The organism is Aquimarina sp. KJ22-3 (assembly GCF_055808215.1).
On record NZ_CM147859.1, the window covers coordinates 4,889,934 to 4,913,820 of the forward strand.

Sequence of the window (23,887 nt, forward strand, 5' to 3'; positions counted from 1 at the left end):
TTACATTTGTCGTTTATCTATTGCATGCGGATTGTAACAAACTGCCCCAGTTGTTGTACTTATACAAACACGAATAGTTTTATAACACATAATGAGTATCCCAAAAGAATTTTATAGTGCTCAAATTGCACTACATCATGCATCATTAAAAAAAGTAAAGAAACAGCTTGCGGTATCCAGCACGATCCGATTATTGGTTTTTCTGGCCATAGCGGCAACGATTTATTTGGGATACCCCAATACGCAAATCATTTTGGGTGCCATAGGGATTGGGATTGTTGTTTTTATCTTTTTGGTAAATCGACATACAGATTTGAGTTATACCAAAAGGAAACTTGAAAAGTTGATCCAGATCAATCAATTAGAGCTGGATGTTTTTGATGGAGATGTAAGTCGACTTTCTTCTGGAAAAGAGTTTATTGATACTACACATCCTTTTAGTCATGATATTGATTTGTTTGGAGACCGATCCTTCTTTCAGTATGCCAATAGAACCACTACCGAAGCTGGAAAATCTATGCTTGCGCAAAGTTTGACGGCAAATACTATAGATGCCATTCCAGAAAAGCAAAAAGCGATACAAAACGTATCAAAGTTGGCCGAATGGCGACAAGATTTTTGGGCAACTGCCTCTTTGGTCCAGGTCACGGTCCCTATTTCAAAAATCCAAAAATGGCTGGATGGGTTTACTCCTTTTCTACCCAAAATAATGCGGGTGTTGCCTGTTATTGTTTCTGCTATATCAGCAGTTTTGGTTGTCCTGTTATTTCTGAATATCATCACCTTGCAGGTATTGGTCTTCTGGTTTTTTATTGGTTTGGCGATTACAGGTACTCAAATCAAAAAAATCAATGCTTTATATAACGATGCAAACAAAGTAAAAGACACTTTTGAACAATACTATAAACTGGTCAGTAAAATCGAAAATACCGAATTTGAAGCTGCCCTACTCAAAGAAAAACAACAACTGGTAATCAGCGAAAAAGAAAAAGCTTCGCAGACATTAAAACACTTTGCCAGTATTCTTAACGCTTTTGATCAACGCAACAATATGATGTTTGGGGTTTTGGCTAATGGATTATTGTTATGGGATATCATACAAAGCTATCGTATCGAACAATGGATCGCCAAAAATCGACATCACGTAAGCCAATGGTTTGAAGTAATTGCTTTTTTTGACGCCCATAATTCTTTAGGAAATTTTGCTTTTAACCATCCGGATTATGTATATCCGGAAATCACCGAAGGAGCACATATTATCAAGGCCCAACAGTTGGGACATCCGATGCTTGCTACTACAAAAAGAGTAGATAATGATATTACTATCTTAAAGGAGCAATTTTTTATCATTACTGGGGCCAATATGGCGGGCAAAAGTACTTTTTTGCGTACGGTGGCCCTACAAATCATGATGTCGAACATTGGATTACCCGTTTGCGCTGCTTCTTGCGAGTACAGCCCTATCAAACTGATCTCTAGTATGCGTACTGCAGATTCTTTGACAGATGATGCTTCGTACTTCTTTTCAGAATTGACACAGCTTAAAAAAATAGTCGATGCCCTGGAGCAGGATGACTACTTTATCATTTTGGACGAGATCCTAAAAGGAACCAACAGCAAAGATAAAGCCGCCGGATCCCGAAAGTTTGTCGAAAAACTAGTTGCAGCCAAGGCAACGGGTATTATTGCTACACATGATCTGAGTTTGTGCGAAATTGCAGAAGAACTGGATCAGGTACAAAACCGATTTTTTGATGCTCAAATTGTGAATGACGAATTGTATTTTGATTACAGGTTTAAGGATGGTATCTGCCAGAATATGAATGCTTCCTTTTTATTGAAAAAAATGGGGATTGTGGCTTCTTGATCCTACTAAATTTTGAAATCTATCGTCTATACACTATTTCATATATCCCTGCCAGGTAATTAAAACATATTTCTTCTTTCCCTTTTCTTTGAGTTCGAGAAAGCCATATTCGTAACAGAACAAATATACTTGTCCCTTTTTATTTTTCCAGTAATGGGTAAAATACTTTGGGTTAAATCCTTCTTCAAATAACTTTTCTGCAATTACTCTAGCCAAACCGGCTTTATTGTAATCTTTAAGGATTCTCCGATTGGCCTTGAGTTGCCTATCTATAGTTTTGAATAGAGAATCCTCTTCTTCTTTATTTTTTTGATAATGATATGCAGAGCGACAATAAGGATTACAAAATTTCTTGTCGGATCTACCCTCTAATTCTTCCTTACAATATAAGCATGTTGTATTCATAATGTTTTTCTGTTATCATAAGATGTTTCTAAACTTACTTTATTACTCATAGAATTAAACGTTTAATATACGTCTATTTCTACGATTATTTTTGTTTACCCACCGCTCTTTCATCATTTTAGCTCAATGAGTTCTCTACAAAAACATATTACTTTAAAACATTTATTGATTGATGATCAAAAAATGATCGGACTACAATTTAATGCAGACAAGGTATTACAGGCCTTGGTTAAAGAATTACCTAATTGCGTATGGAGCGAAGCTTACCATATGTATTATATCAAAAACTGCAGGAACAACTTAGATCTTGTTTTTAATATTTTCCGTGGAGTGGCCTGGATTAATGGTAATTTATTTTATAAAGACACTCCTATTAGAAACAACACCTCTGTAGATATCAACTGGTATCGCAAAAGAGTTAAAACAGATTCTTATCGATTTGTACCCGAAGCCTATCTTACCAAATTGGAACTTAAAAGATATGCATTAAACACTTGTAAGGTTTATGTTTCCCATTTCGAGAAATTTATTAATCACTATTTTCATATTGAAATAGATCAAATTACAGAACAAGAAATACGAGCGTATTTGCAATACCTTGTTCAACAACAGCGCTCTATTAGTTATATCAATCAAGCCATTAACAGTATTAAGTTTTATTATGAAGTTGTATTGGGAATGCCTAATAGATTTTACAGTATCGAACGTCCTTTTAAGCAAAAACGGCTTCCTGATGTGCTGTCTAAACAGGAGATTATTGCTATGATTGCACATACTACTAATATCAAGCACAAGTGTATTATAAGCTTATTGTATACTTCGGGTCTGCGAAGAAGTGAATTGCTTTTTCTTAAGCCCGAAGATATTCATAGTAAACGGATGTTAATCAAGGTGAGACAAGCCAAAGGTAATAGAGATCGATATACCATTTTAAGCCAGAGTGTTTTGGAGCATTTACGGGAATATTACAAAATTTATAAACCGAAAGAATACTTGTTTGAAGGTACAACATCCGAAACCCCTTATAGTGCATCTAGTGTATTAAAGGTGGTGACCACCGCTGCAACAAAAGCAGGTATTGCAAGAAAAGTATCCCCACATATGCTAAGACATAGTTTTGCAACGCATCTATTAGAAGAAGGTACAGACTTGCGATATATACAGGCTTTATTAGGACATCAATCCAGTAAAACCACAGAAATTTACACACATGTTGCGGTAAAAAGCTTTAGTGGGATCAAAGATTTATTAACTTAGCTATTATAAAATAGATATATAGTTACCTCTAGTAACTATATACATACGTTACCCAATATTATAAATGACTGAATTCACTCCACCAATATCAAAACGAAAAACTGAGGAACTAATCGAAATTGTTTACTCAGGAAAAGATCATTGGAATGAAGAAGCTATTCGGCAATCCAAACTGGAACTTGAAAAAAGAAATGTTTCTAAAAAAGAGCAAGAAAAAGTTATTTCTCAATGGGAAAAAGAAACCGATGAGTATTTTACGGAATTAGAAAATACTTTAGAAAAAAATAAATCTGAAGGATACTCTATTCTAAGAATGTTATACATTTTTGTGGTTGCTCCATTTATTCTTGTTGGTAAGTGGACTGTAGGTAAAGATCTTATCGAATTGCGAAATGAAAACTTTAAACTAAAATTCAAACAACGGCTTATTTTACTTTTGACTGGAACTTTATTTTGGATAGGGATTTTTATTTACGGATTTAACGCATATGAAAAAGAAAGGTTAAAACTTTCTCCTGAAGAAGAAATTGAAATATCTGACTGGAAAAAGAAACACGGATATGAAAAATAAACATTGGGTAACAACACCTATGCGATAATGCGGGGTTTGAGCTAAATCAAAAAGTCATTGCTTATTTGGTTTGTCGCCAAAGTATTAAATTTAGTATTTTAGAAAATATAAAAACAAAACATAAACTTTTGCTAAGTGCATAATCGAAAACTAGTGATTTTTTGCTTCCGCACTACGCATAGCTAAACGTTGTAGGTAATCCAAAACTATGTTCCATTACTATAAAATGAAACGTTCGTTAGAAGATATGAACGAATTTGTTGAAAATAACAAAGCAATCGATGCCACCTATGGAGGTCTGGTAATGGGAAGGTCACACGATGAAGGAGGAATTTATTTTTGGGTAAGACGAGGAGATTTTTACGTTCTTGAAGGAGAGCTTGAAGGTTATGAGTTCATTCTTAATATGGGAGCAAATAACCATTATAAAAATGTGACTGATAGATTTCATCAACCGAAATTGCATAAACCTGATTATTCTGAATACGAACCAAATAAAGGCATAAGGTTACTAGATACTCGAAATCTAAATTATCCTAACTATTTATTATTTGATTCTGGAGGCTTTGCAATAATAAATAAATATTCAACAAAAGGTTATTTAAAATCTCTTGACTTATTGAATAAAGCAACCAGTTTCCAACAAATAGATGAAAATTCTGCTAAGGTAGTATTTCACAATAATGAAAAAATAGAAATTAATTACTATGACAGGCACGAAGGATATATTGAGGAAAGAGATACTGAATAAAAACTACCTACAACACGATATATGTGTCATAGCAGCAAAGTGATCAATCGAATGGTTGTCGTATATTTATGAAAGCGCAATTCTTGCAAAATGGAAAAGTTAGCAATCAATGCGCAGAAAAACCCAAAAGAAGGGTAACATTTTGCCCTGCTACGACACATATATTAAACGTTGTGGTGCATTTGAAAAATAAAAATTATGAAATCTATTTATCTGATAGCTTTTCTTGTGATAGTTTTAGTCAATCCAAATTTATTTGGGCAGATTGAAAAATTTGACATCCAAAATGGAGAGATAAAGTCTTTAATTCAATCAGTTCAGGAAATGAAAAGTGAAGAAATTTATACAAAATCTAATGAATGGATTAATTATAATTTTAAAAAAGCAGATGCTGTTATTGATGGTTCGATTGATAACAAAATGATCCGATTTACAGGAATAAAACCAAACTTTGCGAAAAGTCTAGGATACACCTATGATCTTGAATTTACAATAAGAATTGAATTTAAAGAAAATCGATATAGATTGACAGTTGAAAATTTGCGCTCAGGATATAATGGAAAATTCGCGAATTTCAATTTAGCTGACTACTATAAATCGAATGGAAAACCTAGAAAAGCGTACACGGACTTTGTTAACGGAATTGAAAACACGATTAATAATCTGAACATATCCATTTACAATTATCTGACCGGGAAAACCGAAAATAATGATGATTGGTAAAAAACGACACCACAACACGATATATGTGATCATAGCAGCAAAGTGATCAATCGATTGGTCATTGTATTTTACCAAGGCGCAATGCTTGCAGAAAATGAAAAGTTAGCAACCAATGCGCAAGAAAAATCGAAAAACAAGGTAACATTTTGCCCTGCTACGACACATATATTAAACGTTGTAGGTAATCAAAAAAATACTTTATGTTTAACTGGTTTAAAAAAAATAAGCGAAAAGCTGTTTCCGAATTTCTCAAAACAAATTCTCAAGAATATTCTTTTCGCTGGTTTGAAATAGGTGAAAGCGATAATCCTTTTAACAAAAAAGTATTAGATGTAAGTTCCTACACAAGAACAACAATGGCCTTTACCAAGGAAAAAGCTGTAGCTGAAAAGTATAATGAATTAAGAACATCTTTAGGAAAGGAATTAATTGAAATCGACACAACGGATTTTGATAAGACATCTGCCAATCTTCAGTATCCACATAATGGAGATAAATTAGAAGGTATCGCGTTTAAGTCTGATTCTATGGACTGTAAATGGGACATTTATGCTTATGATGATTATTTGTTTTTTTCCAGAAGTTGGGACGGACAATTAGTTTATAAAGCCAAATACGGCATTAGTTCTGACAAGATAATTATATCCGAGATTCTGTTTGACAATTATTTATCAAAAGACGAGGCAATAAATGATGTCCATTTCTTGATTAAAACTCATGCAATTGGCCAGGCTTTTCCTCATCTAATCCCGAAAGAACTGAAAACCGAACCGGAAATTGCTCAATGGTCATTTACTAAATTCGGAAATCGAGCATATTATGCATGTTATGACGATATAACTGATACTGTTGTCATTCCAAAAGAATAACTACCTACAACAACATATATGTAATCATAGCAGCTAAGTGATCAATCGAATCATTGTTGTATTTTTGGTTAGGCGCAATGCTTGCAGAAAGGAAAAGTTAGCAATCAATGCGCAGTTTTTGTCGAAAACAGGGTAACATTTTGCTCTGCTACGACACATATATTAAACGTTGGCGTGCATTTAAAAAAAACCGTAAAAACAGAAGAAATGGAAAGAATAACAGTTCAAACTTCTATCAATTCGGACATTGACAAAGTTTGGGAATATTGGACAAAACCGGAACACATTATAAATTGGAATTTTGCCACTGATGAGTGGTGTTGCCCAAACGCTGAAAATGACCTAAAACCGAATGGCAAATTCTCTTGGCGAATGGAAGCGAAAGACGGAAGTATGGGATTTGATTTTACGGGAATTTATGACAAAATAGTTGACAAAGAATTAATTTCTTACAAAATGTCAGACGGACGAAAAGTAGATATTGAATTTTCGCAAAATGGAGACGAAGTAAGTGTGAGCGAAACTTTTGACGCAGAGGGAACAAATACGGACGAACAACAAAGAGCAGGTTGGCAAGCGATACTTGGGAATTTCAAAAAGTACGTGGAAACGGAATAAAGCATCAAAAATGAGCGAAACAACCCAATACAATTCTGTAACCGATTACATCAATGCTCAATCCGAACAAACCAAGAAAGCTCTTTTGGAACTTAAAGAATGTATTCTAAAAGTTGAGCCTAATGCAACCGAACTTCTGAACTATAATATACCAGCTTATGCTTTAGTCAAAGATGGGAAAAGAGAACAGCAGATAATGATTGCAGGATATAAAAAACACGTTGGACTTTATCCACATCCAACGACTATGAAAAAGTTTGAACCTGAATTGACTGAATATAAGCGTGGGAAAGGTTCGGTTCAATTTCCATTGGACAAACCATTACCCAAAGACTTGATAATTAAAATGATAAAATATCGAAAAAAGCTATTGAATGAATAAACAGCGTAAACCACTTTCAACAAAAAAACCACCTATTCCGCAGAATGATTATAGGGTTATTGAAGATTGGATGACAAATCGAATTATGCCAGGAATTAAGCCAATGATAAAAGAAATAGACAGTCTTATTCATAATTCAATTTCAAATCTCAATTACGCTATAAAATGGGGGAATGCATATTACGGAACAAATGAATTAGGTTGGCTAATTGAGGTTGCGGCTTATGATGTATCAGCGAATATTGTTTTCCTCAATGGAGCAGCTTTTGACCCTCAACCACCTTTGGGAAGAGGAGGAGAAACAAGATACATTAAGCTAAAGACAATTGATGAGTTAAATGACCAGCCTGTGATTGATTTTATAAGACAAGCAGCAAATCATAATGGTTGGAAATAAATAAAAACGACACGCCAACAATGGCTATAGTTAATACGGGTTTTGGTGCTTAACCCAAAGTTTAGAGCATTTAACCAAGACCGCCAAATCTTTTGATTTCGCTTTATAAAGAAAAAGATAAAACAAAATAAAAAGTTTTGGCTAAGTGCTTAATCGAAAGATAACTACTTTTAATTCCCGTACTAACCATAGCCGAACCGTTGGCAAACATTTGATTAAAAATATATTTGAAAAAGATAAATCCAAATAACACGAAAGAATTAAAAGAGTATCTAGCAAGTCTATCACCTGAATATGTGGAGAAAAAAACCAAGAACAAATTGAGGAAAACAAAAAAATGTTCGCGGAATTTCAAGATGCTTTTTCAAAATCTTGTTGCTTTTTGTGCGGCAACAAACTTGATACTTTCTATAGGGATGAACCTTGTTTTCATTGGTTTTTAAGACCAAACGGAATTCGAAAAAAAGATTTTAAGGATTATCTATCTGAACCAATAGGTTTCTTCAAACTTGAAAGCTATTTGCGATGGGTTGCCACTACCGAAAATTTCATCAAGAACATAAATGACTTGGAGAGTGAAACTTCCAAAAGTAAAATACGAGAAGTAACGATAAAGTATAAAAACATTGAATGGTCATTGCATTTCGGAAAAACCGATTTAGATGGACATTCAAATTCAAAAAATGCTGATTTTCCTCACTTTCATCTGCAAATGTTGATAGACGATAAACCGTTTATAAGATTTAATGATTTTCATATTCCATTTTCTAAATATGACCTAATCGACATTAAACTTATGGATGAAGCTAGTGATGTTATTAAATTTGGGCATAGTCAAGCACCTGGAATGTCCGTGATTGAGGATGAAGAACTACTAAATAAAATGGGTGAAGTAATGATTTCATCTGAGGATATGGATTCTGCGACATTTAATTCTCAAACTATGGCTGTAATGCCAGAAGGAATGACAATGGACGGTGAAAAATTGAAAGCAATGTTTAAAGAAAATGAGGAAACCAAAGTTCCTTTGAGACATTTAATGAAAAAATATTTCCCAGAAGTTAACCTTGTTACTAATATTGAACCCGCAGATGGATTTCCAGACAAAAAAACCAGAAATAAAAGATAAAACGATTTGCCAACACGATATATGATGTCATCGCAGCAAAGTGATCAATCAAATGGTTTCTGTATTTTTGGTTAGGCGCAATGCTTGCAGAAAGTAAAAGTTAGCAATCACTGCGCAGAAAAATCGAAAAGCAAGGTAACATTTTGCCCTGCTACGACACATATATTAAACGTTATGCACAAGCTAGAAGATCTGAAAAGCAGGACGAATAATCGGACGGGCGAATGGTTAAAGACCTGAGTGTTTTTGCAAAAGGTTTTGCTGATACAAAGTCTCTCGCTGATCAGCATCTGACGAAATAAAGGCCATCGATATTTTGTGATGGTAATCGCTAAACCCAAAGTCGCAAAGCGATCGCGGGAATTTGAATAATATAACGCAAATAGTTACGCAAGCAATCATCGCTTTGCTTTGGCAACTTTGCAAAGTAACGGCTGAATAAAAAAGCCAGTGCATAACAAGATGTATGAGTTCATAGCGACGGAAATTCCTAACGGAATTTCACGCTGGTTTATTAACTTTGGGCTGTGACGGAACATTTACTGTGTGCTTGTCCGCTACAAACCATACATTAATCGTTACCTGCAATTTTAGGAAGATAAAAATGAACCGATACCAATATACAGACTTAACAATTGAAGTACTTGACGAGCCGACCTTCAAATTTGGTTCGGCAGACAATAACTTCAATTACTCAAAAAGTCATTTTGGAGACGGTGCAAAAGAATACCCGACATCTAAGCACGGAATAAAAATTTATAGAGACGACCAAATAATTGAAAGCTGTATTATTATCGGTTCTGGAGGTGCAACAGGTGTTTATCAAAATTCTTCGCTTATCGACAATGACCGACCGCTAATATGTTGCTGCGACACAGTATTTAGTTTGACACTTCCTGACCTTGACTTACAATGGAAGACTCAAGCTGATCAAGCGACTTGCTTTCAGATTTTTAAACATCAAGACGACTACATTGTGCATGGAGAACTTCAGGTAACAAAACTTGACAAAGACGGAAATAAAAAATGGGAATTTGGTGGCGCAGACATTTTCGTATCAATAGACAATGAAGAGGAATTCAGAATTGATAGTGATGGAATTTTATTAACGGACTTTGCTAAGACAAAATATAAAATAGACTTTGACGGAAAGCTGATTTGGGACACCTTTAAAAAATAAAAAGCAGGTAACAAGGTGTATAGCCAATAGGGCATTTAAAGATATATTGAAAGTCCTGTTCTTTGAGCAGACAACGCCAAAACAAAGTTTTGACGTTAAAAAAAATAAAAGTAAAAACGTTTGTTTTGGCTTAGTGGTAAACTGAAAGTGATGTGCTTCGAATCTGCCCTACTGTCCATACACAGAACATTACCTGTAAACGCAGTAGACAAACCTATTGAATGAAAAAAAGTATCAAAGAATTTACAAAAAAAGATTGGGACTCACTTTTTCCCATTAAGCTTTCAGAACATGATCCTGAATGGAAAAATATATTTGAATCTGAAAAGCAAAAGATTAATGAAAATGTAGGAATTGAATTCATTGAGAGAATTGAACATTTTGGAAGTTCATCTATTCCCAATATAAAATCAAAACCTTATATAGATATTTTGATAGAAGTTCCTAAGCAACTTTTATTTGCCCCACAAATGATAAAAGGTTTTGAAGACATTGGATATACATGTTTAACAGAACCAATTGAAGGCAATGATGACAACTATATGATTCTTGCGAAAGGGTATAATGTGGATGGAACAAATGAGCAAGTTTTTCATGTTCACGCTTGCCCAAAAGGACACCCTATGCTGACCCAAATTGAATTCCGAGATTATCTGATTTCCAATCCTGAACGAGCTAAAAAATATGAAAATTTAAAGATTAAGTTAGAATCTGAATTCAAAAATGATCGAAGCGGATATAGAATTGCTAAAACGGAATTCATCAACGAGACATTAAAAATGGTCAAAGAAAAAGTCTACAGGTAACAAGGTGTATAAAATCATAGTGGCCTTCGTCACAACGATTCATACACGCAACGTTGTGGAGCATTTGAAAAATGAGAAACCTAATCAATTTAACACTACTTCTATTTACCTTTAATTGTTTCTCACAAGTAAAGGAATCTGATTTAGTTTTATTGGCAGAAGCCTATCACAAATATCATTGGACAAACAATATTGAAAACTCGATTTTTGAAAAAATTGACAATATAAACTCATCAGAACTTACTGAAGAAAAAGAATTTATTGCAGAGTTGATAAGACCAAATAATGATATTCTCAATACAAAATTTTTAATCAAACCTGATTTAAATACTTTAGAGAACATTTTTATTATTCGAGCTCTTAATTATAATATGTTCCAAGACAATCCCATTAACAACAAAAGAGTAATTGAAAAAGTAATAGCTGACCAAACCAGTTATCAAGAAATGTTGAGTGCATATTATAATATGATTTTTGGGGTATTAATTAATAAACATGACGATTTAGATTTAAGCAAGACTAATTTTGACTTAAGCGCTCTGAATTTAAAAACAAAGCAGGAAAAAGGAATTTTCTTCCTAACCAGTATGGAAAGATTTGGTTCAGATATTTGGGGGTTTATTAATATTCCAGAGCCAATTGACTATAAAAGTGCATTGGAAGTAATTAAACGCTATCCAAAATATAATGGAAAGGAATATTATAAATACAATGCTTTTGATTTTGATGACTTTCAAATTACTATTGACGTCAGAAAACCTAAAGTTAATTACAAAGACTTCTTTCTAAAAAAATATTTTGAAACGTTAAGTTACCATATGGAAATAATGGAATTCAACGAGCAAAAACAATAAAAACGCTCTACAACAATTTGTATATTGCATATGCCGCCTTCTGCTAGCAAACGCAACATACAAGGAACGTTGGCAAACATTGAATATGATCTAAATAAATGAGAAATTTTGCTTTAATATTAATTCTTTTTCTTGGTAAATGTGTTTTTGGACAAGTAGCTGTTATAAAAGATAAAGATGGTTTTACCAACGTTCGCAGGCTTCCCGACTCCAAATCTGAAATTCTACACAAAATAAAAGACTCTGAAGTATTTAGCTATGAAGAATCTGAAAGCGATTGGATAAAAGTTCATATACCTAAGAACAAATATCACCTGAATTGTAATGAACAAGACAATCTAATTGGATATATTCATAAAAGCCGCTTGAATCCGATTGAAAAAATGGAAATCTTCAAGGGAACTGAATTTTCATTTAAATACATTCTTAAAGAGTTTAATGTTAAGGATAAAATCTCCAATTTTGACGGAAAATGGCTAACCAAAATAAACGGACGAAGGATTTACGGGACTGATGGAAACTTACCAAAAACGGAAATAACTCGAATTGACGTTAAACTGAACGGAATAGAAATCGATGTAGCACAAGTTTTTTACGAAGATCTATTTGAATGTGACAACAATGTTGTTATTAACAAAAACAAAAGTGATTACATTGTCCATCAATGGAACAGCGACGGAGCTGGAGCTTATTTATTAGTTTGGGTTTTTGGAAGCGAAAAGTTGAAACAGCGACTAATATTAATACCATAAAAGAACGATTTACCAACACGATATATGTGATCATAGCAACGAGATGACCTAGTTACTTTGCATTGGCAGCACTCACAATAAAGAAAAATTAGCAATCACTGCAAGACCTACCTGCTGGCAAGGCAGGAAAATCAAAAAGCAGGGTAACATTTTACTCTATTGAGACACATATATTAAACGTTGTAGGTAAGTTAAAAAATGAATTACTACGAAGAAATAAATAACGAAAAGAACATTTTTGCTTCCGAATTAAAAGAGCCTAATGAAAACTCATTTGAATTTGAGCTGACAATTGGAGTTGTTTCGGAAAAAGAAGAGGATGTAATCATTAACGGAATTAGTATTGGACCAGCTCGTAGAATTAATTCTGAACTAGACTGTAGTCGATTTAAAGTAAAATTTGAGAGTTATATCTCTTATTCTGTAATCGATGAACGATTTGACAAACGAACTGAAAATGTGAAATATTCTGGAAACCGATTAAGAATATATTCAAACTCAAACTTTTTGAATTATATAAAATTGGATATGAATGCCACTCCTGATTATCCTGGAGATTTTAAGCATTATGCATTTATAACGCAAAATCACATAATAAATATTGCATCTGAAAATGAACCTGAAATAATTAAACTTAATTAAAAAGTAATGGAAATACCAACTGATTGGGGTGATATAGAAGGATGGAATAACTACTTTGAAGCGAATCAATTTGTAATAGAAAATATTAAAGAATATGAAATAAAAGATAGTCTTAGATATTTTTCAGCAGTGGTAAATAAGAAAGTTTGGATTTCTGGTTGTGGATTAGAATTGACTCCTTGGCTGTTCTCTTATCTTAATTGTGAAGTTTTAGCTACTGACATTTCACAAACGGCAATAAATTTTCAGAAAGAATTATTACTTAAAAATCCATTCACAGAAATAGACAAACTTCAACCGATTTTAGATGAAATGGAGGTTGAGTATCAAACCAAGTTTCTGGAACCTAAAATAAAAGTTGCGGATTTTAGAATTGAGAATTCAAATGATAAATTCGATGTCATTCTAAATTGCAAAGCAATACAGGGTTTACCAAAAAATGACATAGAAAAAGCAGCTAAGATATTCTTCGGTTCTACAGTAAATGGAGGAATTGCTATTGTTTCGACAATGAACGTTCAAGGAGAAAAAAGAACCGAAATAGAAAATGCTTTTGCTAAATCAGGCTATTTTATTCCTAATATGGAAGCAGAGCAATGGTATCGAAAAAAACTTGAGGAGACAGGTATTGCTTATGCTATGATTTTAGGAAATCCAATGATTCCACAATGGGGACAATACGTGAATAATGGAGGTAAAAAACAAGAAGAAAAGGATAAAGAAATTTTGAGATCCTTTAGAACAGAATATCAAGAACGACTAAAAGTTAATTACGAGAAAGATAAAGAAACATATCGTCCTGAAATAGACAAATTAGCATATATAATTTATAATACCGGATGATTAAAACCGACATCAACACTATGCAAAAATGCATTAAACCGTATTTTACATTAAACGTTGTATTCAATATTAGAAAAACACTATCAATATTGATTTTAACTCTGATTTTATCTTGTCAAAAATCGGAATACAAAACGGTTGATTTTGGCGCGTTTGAAATAACCATTCCTTCCAGTTGGGAAAAACATAAGGTTAGAGGAATAGACAGTTACATAAGTGGGTTGATAACTGACAAAAATGACACATTGATTTTTGATTTGGGATGGTATTCACCTGATTTGACTAAAAATCCAGAAATACTTGTTTTTGAAGAATCTGAATACTCTGAATTCACAACTGAACAAAAAGAAAAAATTAAAGGAACTAAACACTTGGTAGTAGCAAATTATGCATCTTCTGATTTCCAAGCAAAAGACTATTTAAAATACGAATTCAAAATAGACAGTATTGACTGTTTCGAAGCTAAATTTATAAAACCAAAAAACAAAGGTTTCGGAGCAAGTGGAATTTATATTGACAGCTTAAAAGGTGGAGGACCTAATTCCAGCAAAACAAAGTTGAGTTTTTATGGAAATAGTTTATCCGATTCCACTCAAACAGAATTTTTCAAAGCACTTAAAAGTATCAAACTAACTATGTACTGTGAATAACAAATACTGCTCACAACACGATATATGTGATCATGGCAAGCAGTTAGAATTTTGATCGAATGGTCTTTGTACTTTATAGTAAGGTGCAATGCTTACAGAAAGTGAAAGTTAGAAATCAATGCGCAGACCCGCCTGCCAGACGGGCAGGAAAATCGAAAAGCAGGGTAACATCTTGTCTTGCTACAACACATATATTAAACGTTGTAGTAATTGAGAAAAATGAAATTAGAGTTTGAAATTGATCACGTTTTCGAAAAAGTCACTAGACATAGTCTACATATTATAGCTAGACTTTTAGATAAAGGTGATTTTAAATTAACTGAATCTTCAACATTTGGAGGGTTTGAATTAAAAGGGGTATCGATGCCAAGAGCTCTTGATCACGAAGGAAATCCAAGATTTGATATTTTTGCTATCAATTTAAAAGACAAATCGAAAAGAGAGAACTTTAAGAAAGGACAAATAGTTCAACTAATACCATAAATCATTACTAATAAATTTAGCGAATGGAATATCAAGAGTGCAATCTGAATATAAGATATGACTTGCCCAAAGAGATTTGGGATAAGATCCCATTGGTTTATGAAAAAATGAATGGTTGGATTGGGTTTGGAAAAGATGGAAATGGAGAAAACGGAATTCCATATTGGTTTAGCTATAACGAAGAAGAAAAATTCATTTTAGCATCGGTTGAACCCAGTGGACTTCAATTTTCGGCGAATATGGAATTAAATGAATGGACGGAATGGAAAACTGAATTCAAAAAAATCGCAACGGAAATTCTTGGATTTAAAGTTGGTGAAATAGAAAACGGAGAAGTCGGAAATGAAATTGAATGGTTGAATAAACCAAAAATTGCAAATGTTTCTGACGAAAATAAATGGTGGAAGTTTTGGTAGTAAGGAAGGAAATAAGAGATGATAATGAACTTTATTTGTACTTCAATGGAAAATTGATTTACAAAAGGTGGCTAAATTATGGTTATTCCAAAGTATTTGACAAAATGGCTTACGGAAAAGATACGTTTGTTAGTATCTTCGAGGATGAGAATGGAAAAATTAGACATCAAAGAAAGATTTTCATAAACGGGGAATTTTGTAAAACCAAAGAGGACTTTTGGGACAAATATGTTGCCGAAATTGACTCTGAATCCGCAAAACATTTCGGGAAAAACCTTGATGCATTTAATGATGCAATTAAAGCAGAAGGCCCAGGTTTTCCAGGAGATTGCATAATTGAAATTATAGGAACCAAAACACTTGAAAAAATTTTCGGAATGGAAGATTTTGAATTTATCATTGGACTTCTAAGAGATGCGGAATTTGTTGACCTGATAATTGAAAAAGAAAATATTGAATAAAAACTACCTACAACAATTTGTATAGTTCATTTGCTCCCTTCGGGAAGCAAACGTACCATACAAGAGACGTTGTAGACAATACAAAAAACTTATCGAATAAATAGAATATGAGTAAAAGCACAAATCAAACTATGATAGAAATTCAAAACTTTGATTTTCTTATAGGAAAATGGACCGTCTTAAATAAAAGATTAAAAGAGCGCCTTAAAAACAGTAACGAATGGATTGAATTTACCGCTGAAATGGAAACAAAACGAATTCTTAATGGATTGGGTTTAATGGATGAGATGAAATCATCTCATTTTGGAGACGATTTCATCGGATTTAGTATTAGAATGGTTAATCCTAAAACAAATATTTGGACAATTTATTGGGCTGATACTTCAAATCCAGAAAACTATCTAAAGGAACAAGTTGTTGGTGAGTTTAAAAATGGAATCGGGGTATTTTATGGAAAAGAATATTATCAAGGAAAAGAATATAAATTAAGATTTACTTGGAAAAAGCATTCTGTAAATACAGCCCAATGGGATCAGGCTTATTTTGACGAGCTAAAAAATGAATGGGAAACAAATTGGATTATGGAATTTACAAAAGGAAGCTAATATATAAGTACTACCCACAACATCATATATAAAATCAGAGCAATTTAATACTAGATCAGGAGTTCGTTCCCTTTTTGCAAATGCGCTAAATTTTTATAAGTTTAGTAAGAAATAAAAATGTATAGATATATCAATTGGTTCAGGTATGTTTACCCTGTTCCGATTTATATATTTAGCGTTAGCCACAATATGAAAAAGTCAATACTTCTTATTACATTATTAATCTGCATTTCAAGCTGTACACAGAAAAGTTTTGAAAAAAGGATTAGTGGAGATTTTTACCTTAAAAAAGTAGACCTCAATGGATTTCAGTTTATTGGAAAAAAGAAAGACTCTTTACTGGAAAATGGGATTTGGGAAATGGTCGTTCCTGATTATGTATTTGCTTATGGGAGTAATGAAAACCTGATAATTGCGAAAACCCATCCAAACTACTACCCTAATCAGTGGAATGTAGATACCACGAAAACGGAATTTTATGTAATTGACCTAAATAAAAGTAAAGAAAATGTTCACGGACCTCTTCTGGAATATCAATTCGAAGAAAAAATGTTTGATCTAAATGGAGATACAATTGAATTTGATCACTTTTTCCCCGAAACAAAAAAATAAAACTACAAATACAATGTGTATAGATCATTGCTACTGAACCCCTCACTTTGGTAAACTCAGCACTAGTAATAAAATTCATTTCAATTTTGTTACCTTGGAACTTTTAGGAAGTCCCCCAATGGAATTTCTAATGATCTATACATTAATACTACCTGTACACAAAAAAATATCTATGAATCAGGAATTCACAATTAGAAATGCAAAAGAAAAGGAGTTCAAGAATATTGGTGAATTAATGGTTCAAGTGTATTCGGCGCTCGAAGGATTTCCAAAAATTGATGACCAGCCAGAATATTATGAAGTATTAAAGAATGTTGGTGATTTAACTCAGAATCCCAATACTGAGTTGATTGTAGCAGTGTCAAAACAAGGAAGAATTGGAGGTGCCGTAGTCTACTTCAAAGATTTGAAAGACTATGGTTCGGGAGGTTCAATATCGTTGGAAAATGAAAAAAATGCCTCTGGTTTCAGACTACTTGCAGTAGACCCCGAAACTCGTGGAATGGGAATAGGAAAGAAACTGATTTTAGAATGTATAAAAAGAAGCGAAGCTTCTAATTTTGAACAAATTATCATTCACTCTACAAAGACCATGCATACCGCCTGGAAAATGTATGAAAAATTAGGTTTTAAAAGGGCCGAAGAATTGGATTTTATGCTAGGAGATTTAGGAGTTTTTGGATTTAGATATACCCTTTGAAATTAAGTCGTCCAAAACTCAAAAAAAACAGCAAAGAAATAAAAATGAACAAAACATTAAAAAGTATTTTAAAATACATTGTCGAAATTATCATTGTTGCTTTTGGGGTGTTTCTAGGAGTGAATTACAGCAACATCAATGCGGATAATAAAACGAAAAAAGAAAAAGAGAGATCTTTAAATTTAATTATCAAAGAATTAGAATTCAACCAACAATTACTTGAAGACCATATAGCATATCACGAAAAAATTAAAATCGAGATGGACAGTATAGTCCCTAGTTTAAGTGAAAAAGAAATGTATTCAGATTTTACAGAGGCTACATTTAAACATATGGAAATTAAAGGTTGGACCGGGTTTAATTTTGCCAGACTTCAAAAAACAGCTTTTGAAAGTACTAAAACTAGTGGGTTGATAAAAGAATTTGATATAGAACTCACTCAAAAATTATCCGATATTTATTATTTCCAGGACACGTATTTGGGCTTTGCAAATTCTATTTTAAACAAAGCAATAAGTATAAATTCTTCTATGAAAATAGCAGATATGATAGGTACAATAAGATTAATGACATCCGATTTATTGGGTTTAGAAAAAGAACTATCAACAAAATTAGAAAAAGCTATAACAGAATTAAAAACATCACACAGCGATGAGGATCAGTAATTGTTTGTTCTCGCCTACCTTTCAACAAGTACAGGGGCAGCCTTGCTAAATTAATTACTAACCTACTTCGCTACTCATTGTAGAGAATATTTTACGTTATTCTATAAATTCTATGAACGTGAACTTTGAAATTGAAGAAAACTATGTCGTCCGATTCAATGGCTACTCCAAAATAAAAACTTCTTCAATTTTTAAATGGAATACCTTGGCAATATCATATGCTAATTTCAAAGAAGGATTGTATTTTCCTTTCTCCAGAAAAACAATAGTCTCTCGCCGCACACCTACTTTTTCAGCAAGTTCTACTTGAGTTAAATTTTCTTTGAAACGCAGTTCCTTAATCCTTGTTTTCATCTGAAATACCAACCTTTGAATAATACAACCAATGAAGAAGAAAAACAAGTGCCATTACCAACAAACCAAGCCCCATTATTATTTTAGCCTTAGGCTCTATATCCTTAACAAAAAGAATGATACTAAGCCATATATAGAAGGAGATGCTAAAAGCTTTAGAACTAGCTCTCTCTTTGATTCTTTTTGAGAATTCGTCCTCAGAGGCCAAACCTAGTCTTTGATTTTTATAGGCTTGAATTTTAAAATACAACCCCATTACTATCATACTAAAACTTAGTCCAAAAATTAGGTAACCAGTAGCGTTAAATGGTTTTTTGGACATATATAGCCACAACACCAAAAGAACCAATCCCAAAACAGTCCCCATAAAAGAAATGAGCGTCTTATATCCTATTTTCATTTTAATTGCATTTATAATGTTATATATTTCTAACACAAAGTTAAGTATTTCTAACATACATGTCAAAGGTTTTATATAGAAATTTAAGGTGACACAAACTTGCATATAGGAACTCGTAGTATGAATTGCTTCGGATTTTAACTTCAGAAAATCATACACATTAATTATCTTAGCCAATACTAGGAAATTGACTACTGTCTTTTTCTGCAACAAATCATAAACAAGGTTACACCCAATTAAATGAAGAAACACATGAAAAAAATAATATTGTTATTAGCATTTATATCCATAACTCTTAATGCTAATGCTCAAGAATCTGACTTAATTGTCGGCAATTGGGTGTTTACAGAAGCACTGAACGAGGGGATTGACGAAGAGGGATTAGCATACATAAAAGCAGAAGTGATTGGAAAATGGAAGTTTAATTTTAAATCAGACGGAAAATTCGACACTTCTATGAAAGGACAAAAAGCAAACGGAACCTGGAGTTTTGATGCCAACTCAAACGCTATAAAGATATCTAGTGCTGAAGGAAGTTCTCGGGAATTCAAAATTTTAAAATTAACTGAAAGTGAACTGGTCTTAAAACTTGGGTTTGGAGAGTTCTTACTGACTAGAGTTGAATGATAAGACTAGGAAACACCATGTAGTTTTTGGGATCAATCAGAAAAAGGCAATAGAGACAAACTTAGTGCTAACAGGTTGGTAAACATATGAAAAAGAAGTGGGTATTTGAATCCAAAAGAAATTCGAAGATATCCATACATCAAAGCACTTGTTAACTGTGGTAAGGTAAGAATTGGCAGCAAAAGTACATTGGTTACATTCAATTCGTATTTTGTGATATGTCCCCAGGCAAAAAACAAACAGGACAAGTAATAAATAGCCCGAAAATTTGAACTCCAAAATCTGGTCAATTTATCTTTGATCAGTTTTATATTCACTAGTGGTAAAAGAGCTAATCCCACTATCATTGCTAGCCCAACCCGAGTCATAAAACTATCATCTACGGCACTAATTTTTGTAAAAAAGACAAATTTGGTCAGCAAATAATAGGTCAGTACAGTGGATGACACCACAAAATAAATAGGCTTGAATCTTAGCGAAAGTCTAAAGGTCAGTTCTTCAAAAAACGGTAAGATGATTCCCCCAACTAACAACAGAACCAGTGGAGAAAACCGTTCTGACATACTTATACTTTGTACATTCTTGGGATCATATACAAAAGCAAAAAATAAAACTACCGGGATAAGTAATACTAACTTCAAAATATACAATCCAATAGCATCATAAATTTTGGTTTTTGTAGATTTTTCTTGATTTTTTTCAAGGGTAGGGCTTTTAATAAAATTAAAAATCTCACTGAATAAAGAGAAGTAATATCTGGGTTTAATCAAGGGATATTTCATACTTGCATATATTTACTGGGAGACGATCAAAGTATGCATTTGTTACTTTTATATTAATATCATTAAAGAACATTTGGGTAACCTTTTGCCTCATTACGACACCTAATGGTAAACGTGATCAACAAGTAAAAAATCAAATGGGAACATTATTAGAAGACATAAAAAAGCAATCGGACTGGACTGTTAAGACATTTAAATCAGACGGAATTGAATTAGACTATTCAATGGGAAGTTTAATTGAAATTGATCGATTCATTCAGAAGTACACTAAAGATGGACAACCGATTAAAGGCGGACGACTCTCTAAAAACTTTGGAGGAATATTATTTTCAATAGGTGCTTATATAGGAGAAACCATCATAAAAAATGTTCCTGATTCAAAATGGGTTACAGACGACAATGATCCGAATGGAGAAGTGAATATCGAAGTGTGTTTAGCAGATGGAACTCGTTGCTGGCCTATCCAAAAATTAATAAAAAGAGTTCAAAACGGACTCGAGGATGGAATTTATCCATATGCAGTGAGCGTAACTAACAAAAAAGCGGACGAAAAATGGGATGGAGCTTTTTGGAAAATAGAAAGTGACGTTCAACCCATACAACCGAAAAAACATTGGTGGAAATTTTAAAATAAACAAATTAGTTGTAAACACCTTATATTTGATCATTGCATGACACATTATGAAACAACTTTTAATCTATAGCATACTCATTTTTCTATTCTCTTGTAAAACTGATTTCAATAATTCAAAAGCAGTAGTATCCTTTAAAAAAGAACTAGAGGAAACGGAGAGAATCCATAAAGAACTGAACGAAAAAATGAAATACAGCGATAGTGTTATTGAAGAAATTCAAATGATTATCGGAAAAACAACCGATAGTATTGCTGGAGTTCAATTTTCTATAAAATCAAATTGTGATATAAAGACTCTTGCGAAGATTGATTCTCTCATCAAACAAAATATTGAATTAACCGATCAAAATTTTGTCATTTTCTTTGCGAATATGAGCCCTAAATGCTCTAATAATGTGGAATACAGTGAATTTAATAATGAACTGATTTTTAAAACGCTGGAGATAAACCCTAAGAAATTTGTTACCTTTTTAAGTCGAGTTTCAATGAAAAAAGGAATACTACCATTTGTTCTAACAGAATTAGAAAATCCAGTCAACGACGGAATTGATCTGAATACAATTTCCAAGAATCTGGGCAAAACAAAAACAGAAGATCCAAAAACTCAGGCGTTAGTTGCAGAATCCCTTAAACAAGCCATACGAAAGTATAATTAAACGTTGAACCTAAACTTGATACACAAAAACAAAAGCTAACCATAGCTTTTAAACCCTGATAAATGATAAAAAAATTGGCCAAAAAAATGGTCTTGATCATATGTGCGACTCTTTTAGGATATTTGCTGCATTGGTTATACGCCCCTCTTATAGAAAAACATGTTTCTGTATTGGCTTTGATTTTAGTTTTCTCATCTCTAATCATTACCGCTCTTAGCAAACTCTTTTCGTACGTAATGAAATCATTTAAAGTAAAAGGAAATAAAAATTCAACTGTTAAGGTTGTTCATCTCTTAGAATTTTTCACCCTCACATTATATGTAGCATTTGCTACAACTCTGGGTAATATTTTTTGGGCGGTAGGACCACTACTTGGGATCTTGTTCTTATCAACATTATCCACAGGAATTATGAACAAGTCAAGAAAAGTAGAAGAAACGTAAATCTATTTATCTTCAATCTATGGACGCTTCTGAGGATAAAAGATTTAAGCGGATTAAAATTGAGAATGGGGAAATACGAGTCTTTCGACATAATAAAAATTATCAAAAACAATTTGTCGAAATTTATAATTTTTGTGGAAAGTATAAGGGTAAACGAATCTGGAAGGATGGAGATTTTTATAAAAAAATACCTTAAACAATTAAAATATAGATAATCCATAAGGGCTGAATTCTCGTTTTATCATCATCAAGATATACATCACCAGGATCCAGCACAAATAACAGGATTCATTGCAAATTTGCTACCTTAGTGATTTACTGAATTGTTTCTTTCTGGAAATTCGGTAACAGCCACACGTAAAACGTTGTAGGCAATTTGAACAAAAATCAAACTATGAAGAAAAACCCAAAATTATTTTCAATCTTAATTACTTTAATTGTTGCTGCAATTTTGGGCTTTATCGAGATTGGAATTTTTAAAGAATATGGTTGGACGGTATTTCTAATCATTCCTTTTATAATAGGATTCCTTCCGGCGTTTATCCATGGTAGATTGACTGAAACTACAAAACGAGAAAGCTATAAATTGAGTTTTCTAACCCTTGGAATAGTTTTGATAGGGCTTTTGATTTTTGCAATCGAAGGAATGATTTGCATTGCGATGTCCTTACCGTTGTTCGCTTTGCTGGTTTGGTTTGGTTCTTATGTTGGCTATAAAGCAAATATGGGAAAATGGACAAATCCAACCAATACAACAATCGGACTGCTTATTATTTGTATTTCTTCGATGAGTTTTGATTATATCAATGAACCTGAAAATCTGATTCCTATAAGAACAAAAGTAATCGTCAATTCAAATATTGAGAATGTCTGGGAAAACGTCGTTACTTTTGATAAAATCGACGAACCAACCGATTGGATATTTAAAACCGGAATTTCTTATCCAACAGACGCCACGATTCAAGGAACTGGAGTGGGCGCAATACGATATTGTAATTTTACTACTGGTAGTTTTGTGGAGCCAATCACAACTTGGGATGCCCCAAACCTATTACAATTTGATGTAAAAGAACAACCCATCCCTATGAATGAGTTTAATCCTTTTTGGGAAATTCATCCACCACATTTGGATGGTTATTTCAGATCACACAAAGGTCAATTTAAACTTACTGCAATAGGAGCAAACCAAACAGAATTAGAAGGAACAACCTGGTACAAAATAAACATCACACCAGAAATTTATTGGAAAACCTGGTCTGATTTTATAGTTCACAAAATACACAAACGAGTTTTGAACCATATAAAAATAGAAGCCGAAAAAAATAGTGCTTTACAATAAGATATATGAATCAA

The 23,887-nt window shown here is 33.0% G+C and carries 33 protein-coding genes; 29 read left to right on the plus strand and 4 right to left on the minus strand.

The annotated features are described in order from the left end of the window. Positions 1 to 91 precede the first annotated feature (91 nt). Positions 92 to 1,867, plus strand: a complete 1,776-nt coding sequence (locus AC0L3Q_RS22300; protein ID WP_473283050.1) for a MutS-related protein — start codon at positions 92 to 94, stop codon at positions 1,865 to 1,867. A 33-nt stretch (positions 1,868 to 1,900) separates the two neighbouring features. Here the strand turns inward: AC0L3Q_RS22300 and AC0L3Q_RS22305 are convergent, their stop codons facing one another. After that, positions 1,901 to 2,272, minus strand: a complete 372-nt coding sequence (locus tag AC0L3Q_RS22305) for a hypothetical protein (protein WP_473283052.1) — start codon at positions 2,270 to 2,272, stop codon at positions 1,901 to 1,903. Positions 2,273 to 2,398: 126 nt separating this feature from the next. On the opposite strand from AC0L3Q_RS22305, the gene AC0L3Q_RS22310 reads away from it, so the two are divergent. The 23 genes from AC0L3Q_RS22310 to AC0L3Q_RS22420 all read left to right on the plus strand — a co-directional run bounded on the left by AC0L3Q_RS22310 (position 2,399) and on the right by AC0L3Q_RS22420 (position 18,638). Continuing rightward, positions 2,399 to 3,529: a tyrosine-type recombinase/integrase gene (locus AC0L3Q_RS22310; RefSeq protein ID WP_473283054.1), complete on the plus strand. Its 1,131-nt coding sequence runs from the start codon at positions 2,399 to 2,401 to the stop codon at positions 3,527 to 3,529. Between the two features lie 64 nt (positions 3,530 to 3,593). Beyond that, entirely contained in the window at positions 3,594 to 4,100 is a 507-nt protein-coding gene (locus AC0L3Q_RS22315) for a hypothetical protein (RefSeq protein WP_473283056.1), read from the plus strand. 247 nt (positions 4,101 to 4,347) lie between these two features. Beyond that, complete coding sequence (locus AC0L3Q_RS22320) at positions 4,348 to 4,851, plus strand: hypothetical protein (RefSeq protein ID WP_473283058.1); 504 nt, start codon at positions 4,348 to 4,350, stop codon at positions 4,849 to 4,851. A 198-nt stretch (positions 4,852 to 5,049) separates the two neighbouring features. After that, complete coding sequence (locus AC0L3Q_RS22325) at positions 5,050 to 5,574, plus strand: DUF4468 domain-containing protein (protein WP_473283060.1); 525 nt, start codon at positions 5,050 to 5,052, stop codon at positions 5,572 to 5,574. 200 nt (positions 5,575 to 5,774) lie between these two features. Beyond that, positions 5,775 to 6,443: a hypothetical protein gene (locus tag AC0L3Q_RS22330; RefSeq protein WP_473283062.1), complete on the plus strand. Its 669-nt coding sequence runs from the start codon at positions 5,775 to 5,777 to the stop codon at positions 6,441 to 6,443. A gap of 207 nt (positions 6,444 to 6,650) precedes the next feature. Next, the gene (locus tag AC0L3Q_RS22335) at positions 6,651 to 7,061 is read left to right on the plus strand and encodes an SRPBCC family protein (RefSeq protein ID WP_473283064.1); all 411 of its coding nucleotides are present in this window, start codon (positions 6,651 to 6,653) and stop codon (positions 7,059 to 7,061) included. A 10-nt stretch (positions 7,062 to 7,071) separates the two neighbouring features. Then, the gene (locus AC0L3Q_RS22340) at positions 7,072 to 7,443 is read left to right on the plus strand and encodes an iron chaperone (protein ID WP_473283066.1); all 372 of its coding nucleotides are present in this window, start codon (positions 7,072 to 7,074) and stop codon (positions 7,441 to 7,443) included. Continuing rightward, on the plus strand, positions 7,436 to 7,840 hold the full coding sequence (locus AC0L3Q_RS22345; protein WP_473283068.1) for a DUF1801 domain-containing protein: 405 nt from the start codon (positions 7,436 to 7,438) through the stop codon (positions 7,838 to 7,840). Before AC0L3Q_RS22340 ends, AC0L3Q_RS22345 begins: the two co-directional genes overlap by 8 nt. A gap of 337 nt (positions 7,841 to 8,177) precedes the next feature. Then, positions 8,178 to 8,969, plus strand: coding sequence for a hypothetical protein (locus tag AC0L3Q_RS22350; protein ID WP_473283070.1), 792 nt, complete (start codon positions 8,178 to 8,180; stop codon positions 8,967 to 8,969). A 550-nt stretch (positions 8,970 to 9,519) separates the two neighbouring features. Next, positions 9,520 to 10,149: a hypothetical protein gene (locus AC0L3Q_RS22355; protein ID WP_473283072.1), complete on the plus strand. Its 630-nt coding sequence runs from the start codon at positions 9,520 to 9,522 to the stop codon at positions 10,147 to 10,149. A gap of 221 nt (positions 10,150 to 10,370) precedes the next feature. Beyond that, positions 10,371 to 10,955, plus strand: a complete 585-nt coding sequence (locus AC0L3Q_RS22360) for a GrpB family protein (protein WP_473283074.1) — start codon at positions 10,371 to 10,373, stop codon at positions 10,953 to 10,955. 152 nt (positions 10,956 to 11,107) lie between these two features. Then, positions 11,108 to 11,809, plus strand: coding sequence for a hypothetical protein (locus AC0L3Q_RS22365; RefSeq protein ID WP_473283076.1), 702 nt, complete (start codon positions 11,108 to 11,110; stop codon positions 11,807 to 11,809). A gap of 98 nt (positions 11,810 to 11,907) precedes the next feature. Next, the gene (locus AC0L3Q_RS22370; RefSeq protein WP_473283078.1) at positions 11,908 to 12,561 is read left to right on the plus strand and encodes an SH3 domain-containing protein; all 654 of its coding nucleotides are present in this window, start codon (positions 11,908 to 11,910) and stop codon (positions 12,559 to 12,561) included. 198 nt (positions 12,562 to 12,759) lie between these two features. Continuing rightward, on the plus strand, positions 12,760 to 13,203 hold the full coding sequence (locus tag AC0L3Q_RS22375; RefSeq protein ID WP_473283080.1) for a hypothetical protein: 444 nt from the start codon (positions 12,760 to 12,762) through the stop codon (positions 13,201 to 13,203). 6 nt (positions 13,204 to 13,209) lie between these two features. Then, positions 13,210 to 14,046: a class I SAM-dependent methyltransferase gene (locus AC0L3Q_RS22380; RefSeq protein ID WP_473283082.1), complete on the plus strand. Its 837-nt coding sequence runs from the start codon at positions 13,210 to 13,212 to the stop codon at positions 14,044 to 14,046. Further along, entirely contained in the window at positions 14,043 to 14,696 is a 654-nt protein-coding gene (locus AC0L3Q_RS22385) for a hypothetical protein (protein ID WP_473283084.1), read from the plus strand. The genes AC0L3Q_RS22380 and AC0L3Q_RS22385 overlap by 4 nt, the downstream gene beginning before the upstream one ends. Positions 14,697 to 14,915: 219 nt before the next feature. Next, positions 14,916 to 15,179: a hypothetical protein gene (locus AC0L3Q_RS22390; RefSeq protein ID WP_473283086.1), complete on the plus strand. Its 264-nt coding sequence runs from the start codon at positions 14,916 to 14,918 to the stop codon at positions 15,177 to 15,179. Between the two features lie 23 nt (positions 15,180 to 15,202). Further along, positions 15,203 to 15,595 (plus strand): hypothetical protein, encoded by a 393-nt coding sequence (locus AC0L3Q_RS22395; protein ID WP_473283088.1) that lies wholly within the window; start codon positions 15,203 to 15,205, stop codon positions 15,593 to 15,595. Then, complete coding sequence (locus AC0L3Q_RS22400) at positions 15,577 to 16,056, plus strand: barstar family protein (RefSeq protein ID WP_473283090.1); 480 nt, start codon at positions 15,577 to 15,579, stop codon at positions 16,054 to 16,056. Before AC0L3Q_RS22395 ends, AC0L3Q_RS22400 begins: the two co-directional genes overlap by 19 nt. 131 nt (positions 16,057 to 16,187) lie before the next feature. After that, positions 16,188 to 16,661, plus strand: coding sequence for a hypothetical protein (locus tag AC0L3Q_RS22405; RefSeq protein ID WP_473283092.1), 474 nt, complete (start codon positions 16,188 to 16,190; stop codon positions 16,659 to 16,661). A 189-nt stretch (positions 16,662 to 16,850) separates the two neighbouring features. Continuing rightward, positions 16,851 to 17,273, plus strand: a complete 423-nt coding sequence (locus AC0L3Q_RS22410) for a hypothetical protein (RefSeq protein WP_473283094.1) — start codon at positions 16,851 to 16,853, stop codon at positions 17,271 to 17,273. A 172-nt stretch (positions 17,274 to 17,445) separates the two neighbouring features. Next, a complete protein-coding gene (locus tag AC0L3Q_RS22415) occupies positions 17,446 to 17,973 on the plus strand; it encodes a GNAT family N-acetyltransferase (protein WP_473283096.1) in 528 nt (175 codons plus the stop codon). A gap of 44 nt (positions 17,974 to 18,017) precedes the next feature. Beyond that, positions 18,018 to 18,638 carry a hypothetical protein gene (locus AC0L3Q_RS22420; protein WP_473283098.1) on the plus strand — a complete coding sequence of 207 codons (621 nt, stop codon included), beginning with the start codon at positions 18,018 to 18,020 and terminating at the stop codon, positions 18,636 to 18,638. Positions 18,639 to 18,800: 162 nt separating this feature from the next. Here the strand turns inward: AC0L3Q_RS22420 and AC0L3Q_RS22425 are convergent, their stop codons facing one another. Both AC0L3Q_RS22425 and AC0L3Q_RS22430 read right to left on the minus strand, forming a co-directional pair. Further along, positions 18,801 to 18,992, minus strand: a complete 192-nt coding sequence (locus AC0L3Q_RS22425; RefSeq protein WP_473283100.1) for a helix-turn-helix transcriptional regulator — start codon at positions 18,990 to 18,992, stop codon at positions 18,801 to 18,803. Continuing rightward, positions 18,976 to 19,449: a DUF2178 domain-containing protein gene (locus tag AC0L3Q_RS22430; protein WP_473283102.1), complete on the minus strand. Its 474-nt coding sequence runs from the start codon at positions 19,447 to 19,449 to the stop codon at positions 18,976 to 18,978. Before AC0L3Q_RS22430 ends, AC0L3Q_RS22425 begins: the two co-directional genes overlap by 17 nt. A gap of 195 nt (positions 19,450 to 19,644) precedes the next feature. Here AC0L3Q_RS22430 and AC0L3Q_RS22435 point away from each other — a divergent pair, with 195 nt between their 5' ends. Then, positions 19,645 to 20,019 carry a lipocalin-like domain-containing protein gene (locus tag AC0L3Q_RS22435; protein WP_473283104.1) on the plus strand — a complete coding sequence of 125 codons (375 nt, stop codon included), beginning with the start codon at positions 19,645 to 19,647 and terminating at the stop codon, positions 20,017 to 20,019. 32 nt (positions 20,020 to 20,051) lie between these two features. Here AC0L3Q_RS22435 and AC0L3Q_RS22440 read toward each other — a convergent pair whose 3' ends face one another. Then, positions 20,052 to 20,801, minus strand: a complete 750-nt coding sequence (locus AC0L3Q_RS22440; protein WP_473283106.1) for a hypothetical protein — start codon at positions 20,799 to 20,801, stop codon at positions 20,052 to 20,054. A gap of 137 nt (positions 20,802 to 20,938) precedes the next feature. Here AC0L3Q_RS22440 and AC0L3Q_RS22445 point away from each other — a divergent pair, with 137 nt between their 5' ends. The 4 genes from AC0L3Q_RS22445 (at position 20,939) to AC0L3Q_RS22460 (ending at position 23,873) form a co-directional block, all read left to right on the plus strand. After that, positions 20,939 to 21,430 carry a hypothetical protein gene (locus AC0L3Q_RS22445; protein WP_473283108.1) on the plus strand — a complete coding sequence of 164 codons (492 nt, stop codon included), beginning with the start codon at positions 20,939 to 20,941 and terminating at the stop codon, positions 21,428 to 21,430. Positions 21,431 to 21,482: 52 nt separating this feature from the next. Next, the gene (locus AC0L3Q_RS22450) at positions 21,483 to 22,091 is read left to right on the plus strand and encodes a hypothetical protein (RefSeq protein WP_473283110.1); all 609 of its coding nucleotides are present in this window, start codon (positions 21,483 to 21,485) and stop codon (positions 22,089 to 22,091) included. A gap of 62 nt (positions 22,092 to 22,153) precedes the next feature. Further along, positions 22,154 to 22,534: a hypothetical protein gene (locus AC0L3Q_RS22455; protein WP_473283111.1), complete on the plus strand. Its 381-nt coding sequence runs from the start codon at positions 22,154 to 22,156 to the stop codon at positions 22,532 to 22,534. A gap of 394 nt (positions 22,535 to 22,928) precedes the next feature. Further along, complete coding sequence (locus AC0L3Q_RS22460) at positions 22,929 to 23,873, plus strand: hypothetical protein (protein WP_473283113.1); 945 nt, start codon at positions 22,929 to 22,931, stop codon at positions 23,871 to 23,873. Positions 23,874 to 23,887: the final 14 nt, after the last annotated feature.

What these genes read in the sequence shown, in the direction of transcription:
- AC0L3Q_RS22300 (WP_473283050.1), top strand. Translation starts at nt 92, where the DNA reads ATGAGTATCCCAAAAGAATTTTATAGTGCTCAAATTGCACTACATCAT.
- AC0L3Q_RS22305 (WP_473283052.1), bottom strand. Translation starts at nt 2,272, where the DNA reads ATGAATACAACATGCTTATATTGTAAGGAAGAATTAGAGGGTAGATCC.
- AC0L3Q_RS22310 (WP_473283054.1), top strand. Translation starts at nt 2,399, where the DNA reads ATGAGTTCTCTACAAAAACATATTACTTTAAAACATTTATTGATTGAT.
- AC0L3Q_RS22315 (WP_473283056.1), top strand. Translation starts at nt 3,594, where the DNA reads ATGACTGAATTCACTCCACCAATATCAAAACGAAAAACTGAGGAACTA.
- AC0L3Q_RS22320 (WP_473283058.1), top strand. Translation starts at nt 4,348, where the DNA reads ATGAACGAATTTGTTGAAAATAACAAAGCAATCGATGCCACCTATGGA.
- AC0L3Q_RS22325 (WP_473283060.1), top strand. Translation starts at nt 5,050, where the DNA reads ATGAAATCTATTTATCTGATAGCTTTTCTTGTGATAGTTTTAGTCAAT.
- AC0L3Q_RS22330 (WP_473283062.1), top strand. Translation starts at nt 5,775, where the DNA reads ATGTTTAACTGGTTTAAAAAAAATAAGCGAAAAGCTGTTTCCGAATTT.
- AC0L3Q_RS22335 (WP_473283064.1), top strand. Translation starts at nt 6,651, where the DNA reads ATGGAAAGAATAACAGTTCAAACTTCTATCAATTCGGACATTGACAAA.
- AC0L3Q_RS22340 (WP_473283066.1), top strand. Translation starts at nt 7,072, where the DNA reads ATGAGCGAAACAACCCAATACAATTCTGTAACCGATTACATCAATGCT.
- AC0L3Q_RS22345 (WP_473283068.1), top strand. Translation starts at nt 7,436, where the DNA reads ATGAATAAACAGCGTAAACCACTTTCAACAAAAAAACCACCTATTCCG.
- AC0L3Q_RS22350 (WP_473283070.1), top strand. Translation starts at nt 8,178, where the DNA reads ATGTTCGCGGAATTTCAAGATGCTTTTTCAAAATCTTGTTGCTTTTTG.
- AC0L3Q_RS22360 (WP_473283074.1), top strand. Translation starts at nt 10,371, where the DNA reads ATGAAAAAAAGTATCAAAGAATTTACAAAAAAAGATTGGGACTCACTT.
- AC0L3Q_RS22370 (WP_473283078.1), top strand. Translation starts at nt 11,908, where the DNA reads ATGAGAAATTTTGCTTTAATATTAATTCTTTTTCTTGGTAAATGTGTT.
- AC0L3Q_RS22375 (WP_473283080.1), top strand. Translation starts at nt 12,760, where the DNA reads ATGAATTACTACGAAGAAATAAATAACGAAAAGAACATTTTTGCTTCC.
- AC0L3Q_RS22380 (WP_473283082.1), top strand. Translation starts at nt 13,210, where the DNA reads ATGGAAATACCAACTGATTGGGGTGATATAGAAGGATGGAATAACTAC.
- AC0L3Q_RS22385 (WP_473283084.1), top strand. Translation starts at nt 14,043, where the DNA reads ATGATTAAAACCGACATCAACACTATGCAAAAATGCATTAAACCGTAT.
- AC0L3Q_RS22390 (WP_473283086.1), top strand. Translation starts at nt 14,916, where the DNA reads ATGAAATTAGAGTTTGAAATTGATCACGTTTTCGAAAAAGTCACTAGA.
- AC0L3Q_RS22395 (WP_473283088.1), top strand. Translation starts at nt 15,203, where the DNA reads ATGGAATATCAAGAGTGCAATCTGAATATAAGATATGACTTGCCCAAA.
- AC0L3Q_RS22400 (WP_473283090.1), top strand. Translation starts at nt 15,577, where the DNA reads ATGGTGGAAGTTTTGGTAGTAAGGAAGGAAATAAGAGATGATAATGAA.
- AC0L3Q_RS22405 (WP_473283092.1), top strand. Translation starts at nt 16,188, where the DNA reads ATGATAGAAATTCAAAACTTTGATTTTCTTATAGGAAAATGGACCGTC.
- AC0L3Q_RS22410 (WP_473283094.1), top strand. Translation starts at nt 16,851, where the DNA reads ATGAAAAAGTCAATACTTCTTATTACATTATTAATCTGCATTTCAAGC.
- AC0L3Q_RS22415 (WP_473283096.1), top strand. Translation starts at nt 17,446, where the DNA reads ATGAATCAGGAATTCACAATTAGAAATGCAAAAGAAAAGGAGTTCAAG.
- AC0L3Q_RS22420 (WP_473283098.1), top strand. Translation starts at nt 18,018, where the DNA reads ATGAACAAAACATTAAAAAGTATTTTAAAATACATTGTCGAAATTATC.
- AC0L3Q_RS22425 (WP_473283100.1), bottom strand. Translation starts at nt 18,992, where the DNA reads ATGAAAACAAGGATTAAGGAACTGCGTTTCAAAGAAAATTTAACTCAA.
- AC0L3Q_RS22430 (WP_473283102.1), bottom strand. Translation starts at nt 19,449, where the DNA reads ATGTTAGAAATACTTAACTTTGTGTTAGAAATATATAACATTATAAAT.
- AC0L3Q_RS22435 (WP_473283104.1), top strand. Translation starts at nt 19,645, where the DNA reads ATGAAAAAAATAATATTGTTATTAGCATTTATATCCATAACTCTTAAT.
- AC0L3Q_RS22440 (WP_473283106.1), bottom strand. Translation starts at nt 20,801, where the DNA reads ATGAAATATCCCTTGATTAAACCCAGATATTACTTCTCTTTATTCAGT.
- AC0L3Q_RS22445 (WP_473283108.1), top strand. Translation starts at nt 20,939, where the DNA reads ATGGGAACATTATTAGAAGACATAAAAAAGCAATCGGACTGGACTGTT.
- AC0L3Q_RS22450 (WP_473283110.1), top strand. Translation starts at nt 21,483, where the DNA reads ATGAAACAACTTTTAATCTATAGCATACTCATTTTTCTATTCTCTTGT.
- AC0L3Q_RS22455 (WP_473283111.1), top strand. Translation starts at nt 22,154, where the DNA reads ATGATAAAAAAATTGGCCAAAAAAATGGTCTTGATCATATGTGCGACT.
- AC0L3Q_RS22460 (WP_473283113.1), top strand. Translation starts at nt 22,929, where the DNA reads ATGAAGAAAAACCCAAAATTATTTTCAATCTTAATTACTTTAATTGTT.